The sequence below is a fragment of the Chryseosolibacter histidinae genome (assembly GCF_018598225.1).
GTDB classification, from domain to species: Bacteria; Bacteroidota; Bacteroidia; order Cytophagales; family Cyclobacteriaceae; genus Chryseosolibacter; species Chryseosolibacter histidini.
In genome coordinates this window covers 176,021-192,423 of record NZ_JAHESF010000006.1, presented here as the reverse complement: position 1 = coordinate 192,423, position 16,403 = coordinate 176,021, and the positions used below count along the sequence as shown (strand labels likewise).

Below are 16,403 nucleotides of genomic sequence, written 5' to 3'. Positions count from 1 at the left end.
TACATGAAGATTCTACACTATATATTCAAGCTCTGCATCATCACGCTGGTTTTCGCAGCGTGCGATAACGAGGAAAATGAGAATATCGGGAAGGGCGAGTCCATCAGCAGCTTCAAGCTGGTAACTCCCGCCAACTTCACCGCGCTTACACTGAATCCCGGTACACCGCAAAAAGCCATTGTGCTGGAGTGGGAGGCCGCCAAAACCGGCCTTGGCGGTACGCCCACTTACCGTTTCCTGCTGGACAAAGCGGGCAACGACTTCACGGCACCGCTATTGGCTGTTGACGCTGACAATGAAGGTAAATCGCCCAAGGTCACGCTTACCATGAGCACCTTATCTAATATTGCTTCTTCCGGTGGCACGTCTGATTTTATCTGGACGGTGGAAGCCAAAACCGTTAACGAGCTCGGAGAGAATAAGGTAAAGGCAGCAGGCAGTTTTGCGTTGAAACTTTCTGTTTCGCCAACCGGCATTGGTGAGTTCACCTATGCAGCACCTTCTCCCAACCAGAAGCTTTTCCTGGACGGGATTCGCACGCCTAACCAGAACGTTGTGTTTTCGTGGTCAGCAGCCACTTCCACACAGGGAACTGTAAAATACAAATGGATCGCTGCCACTACTGCTGACGGTTTTGCCAATCCCGTGCTCACCCTGGACGCTGACAACAATGGAACGGCCAGCACACTTACCCTGACACATAAGAAGCTGATCGAGCTGCTGCACGGCATCACTTACACCGACGGGTTGTTCTGGCGTGTGCAGGCTACCGTGAATGACTTCAGCTATGCTCCAGAGACACGGTTTGTGTGGTTCGAGATTTTCGATGTCCCCACATTGTACATCGTGGGGTCTTTCACGAACAACTGGTCAAATAACTGTACAGATGCCATCCAGCTCACCAACAAAGGCGGCGGTGTGTTCGAGTCCCTGATCAATATTCCTGCGAATGCAGAGTTCAAATTTGTGCTGACCTGCGGAAGCTGGGACGTGAACTGGGGAAGCTCGACGGGTTCAACCATCACTTCCGGAACGGAGTACGCTTTCGGTGGTGATAACATCAAGGTGCAAAATGCCTCAGGTTATTTCGTAAGGGCTGATTTCGCTACCGGCAAATTCAAGCTTACCGCGTTCACGCCGCCTACAGATATGTTCCTGGTAGGTGGCTCGACCTCCGCTGGCTGGAACCCGGGCAACTCCGTCAAATTTGTTAAAAAAGCAACCAATGTGTTCGAGATCTATGCCTATATGGAAACCGGTGAAGGTTTTAAGTTCCTGCAGGTGCAGGATTGGGCGGGAGACTGGGGCTCTAAAAAACAAAGCCGCTCAGTGAGCAACGGCGTGATCTCCGGCGACCTCGCCCAGGATGACGAAGACAACGCCACGATCGATGCCAGTGGATTCTACCGGATTACATTGGATTACAATACCCTGAAATATAAAGTCGAGCCCATGGCATGGGGTATCATAGGATCTGCGAGAACTGGCAACGACGCGGGCTGGGCAAGTGACGATGATATGACCTTCGTAGGCGGAAAAGGCAGTTACAAGTGGACAAAGACCATAACCCTTTTCAATGGTAACATAAAGTTCAGGGCCAATGACGGCTGGGATACTAACTTCGGTGACACGGGCGCCAATGGAAGCCTGGAATACGGAGGCAGTGATATCGCCGTAACAGCAGGCACTTACGTAATTGAGATGATACTCGATCCTATTACCGGATACAAGTACACCATCACGCCACAATAATTCCTAACCTAAACCCGGAGGCTGTCTTGCAAGAGGCAGCCTCTTTTATCTGCTTGAATATCGAATAACGAATGTCGAATTTCGAAGGCCGAAGGATGTGACCACCTCAACTTCAACATTCGGCGTTCGATATTCAGTATTCGTTATTTAAACTTCGAACCGCTGAACGTAGCCTATGCGCTTTTTCCTGAAATCGTTTTTTATCTTATGGGGTAGTATCGCTTCATTCGCCCAGACCGTCACCACCATTCCCGCCATCCCACGCGCTGACCAGCCTGTTACCATCACCGTTGACGTCACCGGCACATCGCTCAATAACTTGGCGTGGGACAACAGCACCAATCCCGTGTGGATCTGGACCTGGATCGCCGATGGCTGTTCGTCTAGTTGTGATGCGCCCACGAACGTGAACCCTGCCACGGCTGCCCAGGACGCCGCGAAAGTAGCGCGCGTTAGCATCAACCCTGACCGTTACCAGATCACGTTCACACCAACAACGTTCTTCAATAAACCGGCGGCACAGATCAAAAAGATCGGGCTCAAGCTGAAGACCCGTGACTGGAACGGGGGCAAGCAGACCGACAACGACCGGTTTATCGAATTCGCCACCGGCTTCACAGTCAATTTTTCCCAACCTGCCACGTTCCCGGTCTTCAAGAACCAGGGTGAACAGATCGGCATCACTGCCAATGCTTCCGCTATCAGTACGCTGACCTTGAAGATCAATAACGCAACCGTGCAGACTGCTGCGGGTGCAATGTCGTTGAGCTACGTCCATACCATCGCCGAAGCACCGGGTGTGGTCAACGTGGTGATAGAAGGAAACAACGGTGCTGAAACCAAAACAGCGTCATTTACCTACATTGTCAGGGCACCCACAGTGGCGCAGCAGCGTCCGCAGGAGATCATTGATGGTATTAATTATGGCGCTGACCCGAGCAAAGCTACGGTAGGCCTGTGGGCTCCGGGTAAAACGTCTGTGTACGTGATCGGTGATTTTACCGACTGGCAGATCGACCCCGCTTACCGCATGAAGAAAGATGGCGAGCACTTTTGGCTTGAGCTGACAGGTTTGGTGCCGGGACAGGAGTACGCTTATCAATACCTTGTAGACGAGTCTGTGTACATGGCCGATCCTTATGCGGATAAGATCCTCGATCCGGACGATCAGTACATTCCTGCCAAAGCTTACCCTTCGCTGAAGAGTTTTCCCGCCAGGGCAAAAAAAGAGCAATGGTATTTTAATCGTGTAGCGGTGCTGCAGACGGCACAACAACCCTACACCTGGCAGGCGACAGATTTCGTGAGGCCAGCCAAAGAGAAGCTGGTGGTATATGAGCTGCTGGTGCGTGATCTTTTTGCCGATGGAGAGCGTAACTACCAGAACCTGATCGATACACTGGGCTACCTTAAGAGATTAGGTATCAACGCCATCGAGCTGATGCCCGTGATGGAGTTCAATGGCAACGAGAGCTGGGGTTATAATCCCACGTTCATGTTTGCCCCTGATAAATATTACGGCACGAAGAACAAGCTAAAAGAATTGGTTGATCGCTGTCATCAGCAGGGTGTGGCAGTGATCCTCGACATCGCCATGAATCACCACGACCTTCCGAATCCTTACGTGCTCATGGATTACGATTTCACCGCTGGCAGACCACAAGCTGACAATAAATGGTTCTACGAGACAGCCCAGCATCCGTTCAATGTTTTCTTCGACATGAACCACGGCAGCTCCTATACCCAAAAGTATCTCGACACCGTAAACTACCACTGGTTGCATGAGTATAAGGTCGACGGGTTCCGCTTTGATCTTTCAAAAGGATTTACAACAACGAATTATTGCACTACGCCCAATTGTGATACCGGCGCGGAGGTCAATGCCTGGTCGGCTTACGATGCCTCACGCATCGCTTTACTGAAACGCATGGCCGATAAGATCTGGGCGCATTCACCTAACGCTTATGTGATCCTCGAACACCTGTCGGTGAATACAGAAGAGAAGGAGCTTGCCGAATACCGCGCCGCCGAAGGAAAAGGAATGATGCTGTGGGGTAAGATGACGGACCCTTACAACGAGAGCACCATGGGCTACGCAAACAACTCAGACATCAGCTGTGTGCATTACGGAGCCCGTGGCTGGAGCGTACCTCACCTGGTGGGCTACATGGAAAGTCATGACGAAGAACGGTTGATGTACAAGAACGTTCAGTATGGCAGAACCGTCACCGGTCACGATACAAAAGCCATAGACGTAGCGTTGAAACGGATGGCAGCCGCGGCCACAATCTTTTATACCGTACCTGGCCCGAAGATGCTCTGGCAATTCGGCGAGCTGGGTTACGACCTGAGCATCAATCAGTGTCCCGATGGCAGTAATAATTCCAATTGCCGCGTGTCACCCAAACCCGTACGATGGAATTACCGCAACGAGGCGCGGCGTTATGACCTTTACAAACACATCGCGGACCTGAACCGCCTCCGAAAAGAACACGACGTGTTCGCCTCAGGCAACGCCGAATTCCCCAGCGGCAACAACCTGGTAAAGCAGCTCATTCTCCGCAACGTTCCCTATACAGCCTCGCCAGCACAGGCAGCAGACATGAACACCCTCGTCGTGGTAAACTTCGACGTTACCGATCAGAATGTATCAGCGTCCTTCCCACACACCGGCACCTGGTACGATTACTATGAGGGTGGCCATGCCGTTGACATTACAAGCACACCCTCCAGCTTTGTGCTGAAGCCTGGAGCGTACAAGCTCTTCACGGATTATGCTATTCAGTCGCCGTTTGTCACGGGGGTGGAGGAGGTGGGAGGAGGTGTGAACATTTATCCCAATCCTGTGAACGACAGGCTGATAGTGGAAGCGCAAGGGGAACGGGCGTCAGCGCTTAGCTTGTACAACGTGCAGGGCATACGGACCGTGCCCCCGATGATCGATGAAAACTCATGGAGCCTGGCCAATGTTCCCGCGGGGTTGTATATTATTGAATTTAGGGTTAGAGGGGAAGTTCACAGAAAAAAGGTGTTGAAGAGATAATTATTTCATGAACTGCCGTTAACTATCAGACATCCTACCTTTTACGTCAGAGACTGACCAGGATTTAAAAACAATGCGGTCTGATTCGACACAAGATTGCAAGAGAAGCTGGGTTAAAAGAGGTTCGTATTGAGTTTCAGCTGGTGGTGAACCCAAGGACTGGGACCGAATATCTCTGTCCAGTACCAGGCGCGGAAAGTAAATGCTTTGGCGGGATTCCGGTCCTTCGCCAAATTTGAGTTCCTTAGCCAACGGGGTTATGCGTAGTTAGAAGATAACGTGATGCCGTCACAGGTGAAGATCGTGAACCTGGCCTGTGGTGGCGACCAGAAAAAGATCAATACGGTCTTTGTTGAGGAGCTGAATATTCCGTTGCTGGGAAATCCGAAGGCGATAAGGTAGGGCGCTTGTTTGTAAAGCACTTCGCCATACATTCCACGCTTGCCAAGCATCTATTTTACCGGCGGGTATTTCTTTCGTTGCAGGGAAGCGTCTATAACCCTATATTATGCCCCAAAATTCTAACTAATGCAATTCCGTTTCTCTGTCGTCGTGGCCTCTGCCTTCCTTTCAATCATTTCAGTTTTATTCTCACAGGATGCCTATGCGCAGGCCGGTGCTATTGATCCTTCATTCAACCCAACAGATCTTGGTTTCGGTTATGGAGATGGCCCTGATGGCACAGTGACAGACGTTGCAGTACAAACCGATGGAAAGATTATCATCGTCGGCGCCTTCAAAACCTACCACGGTGTGGCTAGAAGCCGTATAGCAAGATTGAACGCAGATGGTAGCCTGGATGCCAGCTTTAACGTCGGCACCGGCGCAAATGACAATATAAGCACCGTTGCGTTGCAAGCTGACGGAAAGATCGTGATCGGAGGTTCGTTCACAATGTATGGCAGCACAGCGCGCTCGCGTATCGCCCGGTTAAATACCAATGGAAGCCTGGATGGTTCTTTTTCAATTGGAACCGGAGCGAATGATGTAGTGACCACGATTGCGATCCAAAGCGATCAAAAGATCATGATCGGTGGTGAATTTACAACATTCGATGGCAGCGCGAGGAGCAAGATCACACGTCTGAATGCAAACGGCAGTCTTGACGGTAGCTTTACGCCTGGAACCGGCGCCAATGGCCGTGTTGCCGACATCGCAGTACAGAATGATGGAAAGATCGTTATCGTTGGCGGGTTCACCAGTTATAACGGTACAGGGCGAAATCGCGTTGCGCGCCTGAATGCCAATGGAAGCCTTGATGGAGGTTTTACCATTGGAACAGGGCCAAACGACGCTGTGAACACAGTGGCTTTGAAAAGTGATAGCAGGATCTTATTGGGAGGTTTTTTTACAAGTTATAATGGCGTTTCAGTGCGTCATTTGATTTGCCTGAATGCCAATGGAAGTTGGGACCCCGGCTTTCCTACCGGAGGCGGCCCGGATGAGTATGTAACCAAGATCGCAATAGAAAGCGATGGCCAGATCCTGATCGCCGGAGCTTTTCAGTCTTATGATTCTAATCCCCGGAACGGACTGGCCAGGTTAACTGCGGACGGAGGCCCTTTCCCAAGTCCGTCGTTGTCTGTTGGAACGAGTGTAGGCGCAGGTCAGATCTATGCGATAGCAGTGCACACCACCGGAAAGATCATCATCGGCGGTTCTTTTGAAGTCTACAACGGTGCTGGCCGGAATAATTTGGCATTCCTGAATACAGACGGAGCCCTCGACGTTCTCTTTGGTGCCGGAACGGGTGCGAACGGGATTGTACACGCGATAGCGATGCAAGCCGATGGTAAGATTCTTATCGGAGGAGATTTTACCATGTATAACGGCAAAGCTACCGATCACATCGCGCGCCTGAACGCTGACGGAAGTATCGACCCTTCCTTTACAGCCAGCGTTGACAGCGCCGTACATACAATCGCCATTCAGGATGACGGAAAGATAATTATCGGAGGTGATTTCGATCGTTGTAACGATACTGATCGCAACCGGGTCGCACGCCTGAATGCCAGCGGCTCTCTGGATGTAACATTTAACCCCGGCAATGATCCCGACTATTGGTACAATCATGTTTATAAAATTGTCATACAGCGTGACGGAAAAATTATCATCGGAGGAGATATCTATAAGGCCAGTGCGGGTTACACCATTGTAAGGCTCAATTCAAACGGCAGCGTCGACATCGGGTTTGGTTTTGGCTCCGGAACTTATTTTTCAGGCGCGATACGCACTGCTTCCATACAAAATGATAATAAAATAATTGTCGGTGGTAATTTTACTATTTCCGATGGCGGGAAGAATTATCAATCCATTGCTCGTCTGAACACCGATGGTACACTGGATGCAGCCTTTCATCCAGGGACGGGTATTATGGTTTACGGCGAGATCAATTCGGCATCGATCCAAAAAAATGGCAAGATCATTATAGGCGGATACTTCGATACCTCCGGCGCAAGCAAGACCTATAAGAACATCGCGCGATTAAATACCGATGGCAGTTTTGATGCAGCTTTTGATACAGGATCAGGAACTGATGCCGCTGTCTGGGTGAGTGTCGTGCAATCGGACGACAAAGTTATTATAGGCGGATTTTTTATGAGCTACAACGGTGTGGCGCGAAACCGCATTGCGCGGTTGAATGCTAATGGTACGGTTGATAATGATTTTGCTGTTGGAACAGGTGTCAACAATGACGTGTATGCCATGGCTATGCAAGATGATGGAAAGATCATGCTCGGTGGAGCCTTTACGGCCTATAAGGAAACAGGACGGAACCGGCTCGCCAGGGTAATTGCGATACCTTGTATTGCGGCGACAACGCCCACACTTGCCGCAAGCAGCGTTGTGAATTGCGGCGTCAAAAACACCACACTCAGTATAGCCACTGGTACCCTGAACGGCGCCACAGAATGGAAATGGTACAATGACTCCTGCGGTGGTACAGCATTGGGTTCGGGCACTTCGATCACAGTTTCTCCAGCAGCCACCACCACCTATTACGCAAGAGGTGAAGGAGTATGCGTCACGCCAGGCAACTGCGCTTCGCTGGCAGTTACTGTTAATGCGCTTCCCGATAAAGGAGTAGCTCTGACTGGGACAACCCTCAAGGCAAACCAGGATGGCGCAACCTATCAGTGGCTGGATTGCAATCAGAACAACCTTCCGGTTGCTGGCGCAGCAGCGCAAAGTTACGTTCCGGATAAAAGCGGAGACTATGCTGTGACGGTCACGCGAAACGGATGCTCTGTTACTTCGGACTGCGTGGATGTGACCATTACATCTACGGAAGAAATGGAATTACATAACGATCAGCTTACAGTATATCCCAATCCCAGCAACGGATCATTTACCATTCAGTCACTCCAGGGTGGATCTTACTCAATCAGAAATACCTTGGGACAAACCATTTCATCCTTCAGATTGGAGGGAGCCAATGGCTATACCTGGAATAGTGAGAAGCTTTCACCTGGCATCTATTTCCTGGTCGCATCGCATCAGCGTGAAAAGGATGTCCGAAAGATTGTCGTAAGCAAATAATGGCGTCATCTGATGCTCTACACCAGTTCAAGTCTTCAGCCATTCGTCAGCAGGCGGAGGACCTGGACTTTAACCCAATCGTCGAACTCCAAACCCTTTCCATAGACCCAAGCATGTTCTTTGTCTAAAAACTTCCCACCCCATTAAACCCGGAACGATATCTGCCATCTAAAGACAAACAACAAAAACAATATGATTATGAAAAAGAGTGTTGTGTTTCTTGGATTGATGATGATAAGCAGTGTCATTTTTGCGCAGCGGAAGATCGACCCGCAGGCGGCAGCGGCGCGGCAAACAGAGAAAATGAAAACTGAGCTCGCGTTGGACGATACACAGTATGCTTCCGTAAAAGCCATCAACGAAGATTTTGCAAAGAAGCAGACGGCCTTACGGGATAACAGCGCGTTGAGCCGCGAAGAAAAGATGACGCAGATGAAAGCGCTGGGAACAGAAAAAAACGAAGCGCTCAAAAAAGTACTGACCACCGACCAGAATACAAAATGGGAAGCTTACCGCGCCAACCAAATGGAGCACCGTAAAAAGGGTGGCCGCAGGTCATAGTCATCCGTAGCCATGGGGTAGAAAACCCCATGGCTACTTTGAACTCCATTTCACAAACCTCATTCCCTTCGTTTCGACGTTAACAATAGAACGATCACATCGTAGCTTTTGGTACGAACATCTGCAAATCGTGCCCCTTGTCTTTAAAGGGGCATTATACTGGCCCTAAGCAGACCTTTCACAGCCCTCATACAGACATTATACAGGCCTTATAGAGACCTTATACAGACTTTCGTATGGCCTTCATATAGTCATCACCTCGTCTTCATCCGATCGCCGCCTATAGGAACGGAACGGTATCACCAAGGTATAGGTCACCCACTTCCCAAAAGGCCTGAAGGGCCGCAATACACCTAGCCATGGTTGTAAGGCCATGGCGTCTATAGCCCACGGACTTTCGTATATTGTGATCGGTAATTAACGTTAACGTTCACCGTCATGCTTCCCCGTCCCCGCATAGCCCTCGTCTTCTTTTTCTTGTTATCCATCATCGCGCAAGCACAAAAGAAACAGCCCACTTTCCACCACGTTGAACCTCCGTTCTGGTGGACCGGCATGAAGAACCCGTCCGTGCAGATCCTGTTCCATAACAAAGACGCAGACCTGTCATCGCTCAGCGCAACGGTGAAGTATGACGGTGTTACCATTAGCGAAACGAAGACTGTTGAAAATCCGCATTACCTGTTTGTAACACTCAACATTTCGCCAACGGCAAAGGCAGGTAAAGTGCCCGTTACTTTTACAGCGGGAAAGAAAACTTTCACCTATCAGTACGAGATAAAAAGCAAGTCCGGAGACACCAACCGCATTCAGGGCTTTAATTCGTCTGACGTGCTTTACCTGATCATGCCCGACCGTTTTGCGAACGGCGATCCGGCGAATGACTCAATCCCCGGCATGTTCGAGGGGGCGCACCGCGATCAGCCGGAAGGCAGGCATGGCGGCGATCTGAAGGGCATCGCTGATCACCTCGACTACATCAAAGATCTCGGCGTCACCGCGCTTTGGCTCAACCCGGTGCTGGAAAACAACCAGCGCAAGTCAAGTTACCACGGCTACGCTATTACCGATCTGTATCAGGTAGACAGGCGCTTCGGTGGCAATGAAGCCTACCTGTCGGTCATCAACAAATGTCACAGCATGGGATTGAAAGTGATCCAGGATATGGTGATGAACCATATTGGCAACGACCACTGGCTCATGCACGATCTTCCCGCAAAGGGCTGGATCCACCAGTTCCCGGAGTTCACCCGCTCCAACTATCAGGGCAATGTTATATCCGATCCTTATCAGTCGAAGTACGACGCCACGAAAATGAGCAATGGATGGTTCGATACGACTATGCCTGACGTTGACCAGACTGATCCGCTGTTTGCCACATACCTCATTCAAAATACTTTGTGGTGGATCGAGCACGCGGGCATCGATGGCATCCGGATGGATACACAGCCGTACCCCGACAAACATTTCATGGCGCAATGGGCAAAAGTGGTGATGCATGAGTATCCGCAGTTCAACATTGTGGGCGAGGTATGGATCAACAGTGTGGCTACAACGGCATACTGGCAGAAAGGTATGATCAACAAAGATAGTTATCAGTCGAACCTCCCTACGGTGACCGATTTTCCCTTCTGCTTTACGGTACCCCAGGCGTTGAACGAGCCGGCAGGATGGGATACCGGTATGCGAAGGTTGTATACGCTGCTCAGCCAGGATTTTATCTATCCCGATGCCAACCGGAATCTCACGTTCCTGGATAACCATGACATGAGCAGGTTCTTTCTTTCGGCCGGCAAGGACCTGAAGAAATTCAAGCTCGGCCTCGCATTTCTGCTCACCACCCGTGGCATTCCCCAGCTGTATTATGGCACCGAGCTGCTGATGGATGGTGACGGCGGTTATCACCCCAATGTACGCAAAGATTTTCCGGGAGGATGGCCGGGAGATAAGACGAGTGCTTTCAGCAGGCAGGGGAGGACCGAAGCACAAAATGAAGCCTTTGATTTTATGAAGACGCTGCTCCACTGGCGCAAGTCGCAGCCCGCCGTTCATAACGGAAAGCTCACACACTTCATCCCCGAGAACAACATTTACGTCTACTTCCGCGAAAGCAATAGCCACCGGGTGATGGTGATCCTCAACGCCAATGACCAGGAGAAAACACTATCCCTCGCGCCGTTCACAGAATGCCTTCGAGGCGCAGGTAGGGGAGTGGATGTTATCTCGCAGGCGGAGGTGAGCTTACGAGATCAGGTGAATGTTCCAGCTTACACCGCGATGATCATAGAAGTGAAGTAAGCACAGTTGACAATTGACAAAACCCCGATAGTTATCGGGGCAATTGACATTGGCTTCGATCACAAGATCCCATCACATTGATCTATCCGCCCCGTTGTCAACTGTTTTATTGTCAACTGTCAACTACTTCCGTACCTCGTATTTCGAACCTCGTACCTTTCCATTGGCACACTTTTTTACACCAGGCAGGCACCAATTCCATCATTTTCAGATTTTCAATACAACCGTCTGAAACGGGCATAGAAATCAAAATTTCGTTACTGGAAACGATTGCGGCATCGATTCCTGTTAAAATTCATACGATTTTTCACTAGCAATTCTGGGCTATATCCTTAAATTATATGAGGATTTTGTGCCTATAGACTACTGTCTGAAGGCGCACGTCCGGAAGAGAATTTTTTTAACCCAAACCAAAATAACCGTATGTCAAAATTCTACTTGTCTTTCAGCAGGTATTTGACGGCCATGCTCCTCCTATTGGCCACCGTAGCGTGGTCGCAGAGCAAAACCGTAACAGGAAAAGTAACTTCGGCGGATGATGGAACCGCGATTCCCGGCGTGAACATTCTCGAAAAAGGAACAAATAATGGTACCGTGACAGATGTGGATGGAACCTACTCGATCACCGTAACAGGTGGCAGTAGCGCTACCCTTGTATTTTCATTTGTTGGTTATGAGTCGCAGGAGATCGCTGTCGGCAATCAGTCGTCTGTCACCATTGCGCTGGCCCCGAACGTTACGGCGCTTTCGGAGATCGTGGTGATCGGATACGGCGAGGTTCAGCGCCGCGATGCTACCGGTGCCGTTGCTTCCGTGAAAGCTGAAGACTTCAACCGTGGTGTCATTGCGTCGCCCGAGCAGCTCATCCAGGGGAAATCCGCAGGTGTGCAGATCACTTCCGCCAGTGGTGAGCCCGGTGCCGGTGTCAACATCAGGATCCGCGGAACATCTTCGGTTCGTGGTGGTAACAATCCTCTTTTTGTGGTGGATGGTATTCCGTTGTCGGGTGAAGATATTACGGCGGGAGGCCTTGACCTCGGCAGGGGAAATGCAGCCACGAAGAATCCGTTGAACTTCCTTAACCCGAATGATATTGAAAGCATCGACATCCTCAAAGACGCTTCCGCTACAGCCATCTACGGCTCACGCGGCGCAAACGGTGTGGTGCTGATCACCACAAAAAGTGGCAGGGGAAAGAGAAGGCAGCTCGAGTATTCGCCTTCCGTAAGCTTCTCCACCATGGCCAGGCGTTATGACCTGCTGAACCGCGAGCAGTTCCTGTCAGGCGCTGCTGCGCTGGGCTCGAACGTTGCAGAGCTCGATGGTGGCTCCAATACCGACTGGCAGGATGAGATCACACGCACCGCGGTGTCGCACCGGCACGATCTTTCCTTCGCTGATAACTATAAGTCAGGCAACTATCGTGCATCGCTGAGCTACGATAACCAGCAAGGTGTTGTCAGGAATTCCGGCATGGAAAGGCTGACAGGAAGATTAAATATCAACCACTCATTCCTTCACGACAAGCTCGACCTGGGCGCGCAGGTCACCGTTTCAAAGGTTAACGACCAGGCTGCCCCCATCACCAACAACTCCGGTTTTGAAGGTGACCTCATCGGGTCTACTTACATGGCGAACCCCACCTGGTCTGCCGACCCTGACGTTCAGCCCGCCGGTGGCAACAACCTGAACCCGAACTCATACCTGAAATATCACCAGGATAATACAGAGACTGACAGGAGCCTGATCAACCTCAATGGAAACTTTGACATCACCAAAGAACTTAGTTTTAAAGTGAATGCAGGTTTCGACAGGTCGTCTTCCACCCGCGAAAAAGCGTTCTCATCCCTGCTCAACATGAGCAGTGGTGTGTTCGGCAACGGCCGCGGCGCCATTGCTGATATCAAGACCAGCAGCAACCTGTTGGAAACCTATTTCAACTACAATAAGAAATTCGAGAACAGCAACCTCAGCGCAGTGCTCGGTTACTCTTACCAGGAGTTCAACCGCGAAGGCAAAACCGTGCTTGGATGGGGATTCGCATCACCCAATATGGACGTGATGATGAACGACCTCGAGCACTCCAGGGGCCTCATCGAAGCTGCCATAGGCAACCGCTCTTATCAGCAATATGGTTATGCCCCGGCAAACACCGACAACGGTCCTGATTTCTGGATCAATCAGTTGTTCCCGCAGCCTACGCCCGCAATAGCCATCAGTGAGCTTCCTGCGTCTACAGTGAAAGCTGTGAGCGGCGATGTATTCCACACCACTGACGAATTGCAGTCGTTTTTTGGCAGGGTGAATTATTCACTGGCTGATAAGTATATGATCACCGCTACCGTGCGGGCCGACGGCTCCACCAAGTTTGGCGGTGATAATAAATACGGCGTGTTCCCTTCGGCCGCGCTGGCATGGAGGCTTTCTGAAGAAGACTTTATTCCCGAGCTCTTCGATGACCTGAAGTTCCGTGTAGGGTACGGCGTTACAGGTAACCAGGAGATCCCGCACAACCTGCACCAGACCCGCGTGCGTTTTGGTGTGAATGCTACGGCAACACCCGCAGCACCTGCCATCGCCAATGACGGCAAGATCAACCCGCCCGGTCTCAGCGAGGTGACGTTCGCCAACCCCGGCCTGAAGTGGGAGCAGACCACGCAGTGGAACCTGGGCCTCGACTTCGGCTTTGGACAGGGTAAGTTCAGCGGTACCATCGATGTATATAAGAAGATCACCAATGACCTGCTTATCCAGGTAACTTCGGCACAACCTGCCGCCCAGAACTTCGTATGGAAAAACCTCGATGCGGATGTGATCAACAACGGCGTTGAGCTGACGCTGAACTATTATGCCATCGATAATGAAAATACCGGGCTGAACTTCAGCTTCAACATTGCACACAATACCAACAAAGTTGAGCATTACACCGGCGCTCCTTTGAATACAGGTGATATCAATGGCCAGGGACTTACCGGCGCATTTTCGCAACGTATCGCAGATGGCCAGCCGTTGTTCGCTTACTTTATCCGTGAATTCACCGGGTTCGATGAAAATGGACTTGCCACATACAACGGCGATTTTCAACGTTACGTAGGCAAAAGCCCGATCCCGAAATATAATCTGGGATTTAACATTAGCGCGAGGGTTAAGAAATTTGACTTTGCAGCCTACCTCAACGGTCAGTTCGGTCACTATGTCTACAACAACACCGCCAACGCTTTCTTCAACATGGGCTCGCTTGGCCAGGGCAAAAATGTCACAACCGATGTGCTCACCTCCGGCGAGGCGGCACCCAATGCTCCGGATGCTTCGACCCGTTTTCTGGAAAAAGGAGATTTCCTGAGAATGCAGAACCTGAGCCTTGGCTACAGCCTCAACTTCGAAGAGAAGTTCATTAAGAAGCTGAGGATCTCAGGCACCGCGCAGAACTTGTTCCTGATCACCGATTATTCAGGCCTTGACCCGGAAGTGAATATCAACAAAGCCAGGGATGGCGTTCCTTCGCTGGGTATCGACTACACAGCTTATCCAAGAGCCAGAACATTTACCCTCGGACTGAGTGCAACATTTTAATTCAATGAAGACTATGAACAGATATATTAAACACAGCAATAAAATATTCGGTGCGGGACTGCTGGCATTGGTGCTCGTCTTCTCAGCCTGCACAGACCTGGAAGTGGAAGAGAAGGACTCTTTTCTGAGGAGTGAGGCGGGTGCTTTTACACCCCTTACACCGGAAGGCGTCACGGCTACATTGCAGTCTGCCTATGCTGACCTCAGGGATAACTGGGGTAACCAGGAGAATATGTATGCGCTCCAGGAAGTTTCTTCGGATGAGCTCCTGGTGCCTACCCGTGGTACCGACTGGGGAGACAATGGCGTTTGGAGAGCGCTGCGGCAGCACACCTGGGACGGAACCCACCGCGACATCCTGGGCGCATGGAATATCCTGAACAGGAATGTATACAAGCTGAATACCATCATTGCATCCAGCACTGCGGCGACACCGGCGCAGCTGGCGGAAGCCAAGTTTCTCAGGGCATTCAACATGTGGCATGTGCTGGACTTTTATCGTCAGATCCCGCTGCGTGAAGCCACAGACGGGGTTGACGTTGACCCACGTGTGATGCAAGCGCAGGAAGGTTTTGATTTCATTGTCAAGGATCTTACGGAAGCGCTTCCCTCATTGCCTGCTACAGGCACCGGCGGCGACAGGAAGAAAGCATCACAGGCCGCGGCTCATTTCCTGCTGGCGAAAATGTACCTGAACAAACACGTATACGTTGGCGGAACACCCGTGGCGGCAGATATGACCAGCGTGATCCAGCACGTGGATGCGATCAAAGCCGTGGGCTTCAAGCTGCACGATGGCTATTTCGATATCTTTAAAAATGCCAACAACAGCGAAACCATTTTCTGGACAGACGCCTCCAGCGGTAACAGGATCTGGGCCGGACTTCACTACTTCCAGAAAACCTATGATAAATATAAGGACGATACTTTCGGCGAAAACACCGGGGGTGGCTGGAATGGTTTCTCCACTACTGCAGAGTTCTACGCTTTGTTTGAAGGCGATGCCAACTCGAACGAACCAGGCGCAGGGCAGGAGGAAAGGAGAGGATTTGTGCCCAAGAAAACGGACTGGTATCATGCCGGTATCGGTTATGGCTTCCTGGTAGGGCAGCAGTATGACTCATCCGGCAATGCCATGAAAGACAGGCCGGGCAATCCGCTGGTATATACAAAAGAATTTGCCAGCCAAAACAGCTTAACAGGTAACAACGAGCGGCAAGGTATCCGCGTGATCAAATATCACCCCGCCAATGGTCAGGCCAATAGCTATTATGTATTGTTCCGCTATGCCGATGCGCACCTGATGAAGATCGAGGCCATACTGAGAGGGGGAACCTCTACCGATAATGCGCTGGCCCTCTATAACGAGCTGCGCGTCATCCGCAAGGCAACACCAGCAGGCGCCATCACACTGGATGATATCCTGAACGAAAGAGGAAGGGAGCTGTACATCGAAGGATGGAGAAGGAACGACCAGGTACGCTTCGGTACCTTCAGCAAGCCATTCCCCTACATGACCATAGCAGATGATCACCTGAGCATTTATCCCATTCCTGCCAATGCACTCTCAACCAATCCTAACCTGAAACCGAACCCGGGATACGGTGGAGAATAATTGAATTTAGTGACCTAAATT

General features: G+C 50.8%; 8 protein-coding genes. All 8 read left to right on the top strand.

What is annotated here, in order from left to right; translation table 11 throughout:
- Positions 1-3 precede the first annotated feature (3 nt).
- Positions 4-1,752, top strand: a complete 1,749-nt coding sequence (locus tag KK083_RS08345) for a SusE domain-containing protein (protein WP_254162401.1) — start codon at positions 4-6, stop codon at positions 1,750-1,752.
- Positions 1,753-1,927: 175 nt separating this feature from the next.
- Complete coding sequence (locus KK083_RS08340) at positions 1,928-4,795, top strand: alpha-amylase family glycosyl hydrolase (RefSeq protein WP_254162399.1); 2,868 nt, start codon at positions 1,928-1,930, stop codon at positions 4,793-4,795.
- A 279-nt stretch (positions 4,796-5,074) separates the two neighbouring features.
- The gene (locus tag KK083_RS32490; protein ID WP_262899473.1) at positions 5,075-5,197 is read left to right on the top strand and encodes a hypothetical protein; all 123 of its coding nucleotides are present in this window, start codon (positions 5,075-5,077) and stop codon (positions 5,195-5,197) included.
- A 126-nt stretch (positions 5,198-5,323) separates the two neighbouring features.
- Complete coding sequence (locus tag KK083_RS08335) at positions 5,324-8,335, top strand: T9SS type A sorting domain-containing protein (protein WP_254162397.1); 3,012 nt, start codon at positions 5,324-5,326, stop codon at positions 8,333-8,335.
- 198 nt (positions 8,336-8,533) lie between these two features.
- On the top strand, positions 8,534-8,896 hold the full coding sequence (locus KK083_RS08330) for a DUF4890 domain-containing protein (protein ID WP_254162395.1): 363 nt from the start codon (positions 8,534-8,536) through the stop codon (positions 8,894-8,896).
- Positions 8,897-9,334: 438 nt separating this feature from the next.
- The gene (locus tag KK083_RS08325; RefSeq protein ID WP_254162393.1) at positions 9,335-11,194 is read left to right on the top strand and encodes a glycoside hydrolase family 13 protein; all 1,860 of its coding nucleotides are present in this window, start codon (positions 9,335-9,337) and stop codon (positions 11,192-11,194) included.
- Between the two features lie 423 nt (positions 11,195-11,617).
- A complete protein-coding gene (locus tag KK083_RS08320) occupies positions 11,618-14,767 on the top strand; it encodes a SusC/RagA family TonB-linked outer membrane protein (protein ID WP_254162391.1) in 3,150 nt (1,049 codons plus the stop codon).
- Positions 14,768-14,780: 13 nt separating this feature from the next.
- On the top strand, positions 14,781-16,382 hold the full coding sequence (locus KK083_RS08315; RefSeq protein WP_254162389.1) for a RagB/SusD family nutrient uptake outer membrane protein: 1,602 nt from the start codon (positions 14,781-14,783) through the stop codon (positions 16,380-16,382).
- The last annotated feature ends 21 nt before the right edge of the window (positions 16,383-16,403 follow it).

Coding starts and splice junctions, on each gene's coding strand:
- KK083_RS08345 (WP_254162401.1), top strand. CDS start 4: ATGAAGATTCTACACTATATATTCAAGCTCTGCATCATCACGCTGGTT.
- KK083_RS08340 (WP_254162399.1), top strand. CDS start 1,928: ATGCGCTTTTTCCTGAAATCGTTTTTTATCTTATGGGGTAGTATCGCT.
- KK083_RS08335 (WP_254162397.1), top strand. CDS start 5,324: ATGCAATTCCGTTTCTCTGTCGTCGTGGCCTCTGCCTTCCTTTCAATC.
- KK083_RS08330 (WP_254162395.1), top strand. CDS start 8,534: ATGAAAAAGAGTGTTGTGTTTCTTGGATTGATGATGATAAGCAGTGTC.
- KK083_RS08325 (WP_254162393.1), top strand. CDS start 9,335: ATGCTTCCCCGTCCCCGCATAGCCCTCGTCTTCTTTTTCTTGTTATCC.
- KK083_RS08320 (WP_254162391.1), top strand. CDS start 11,618: ATGTCAAAATTCTACTTGTCTTTCAGCAGGTATTTGACGGCCATGCTC.
- KK083_RS08315 (WP_254162389.1), top strand. CDS start 14,781: ATGAACAGATATATTAAACACAGCAATAAAATATTCGGTGCGGGACTG.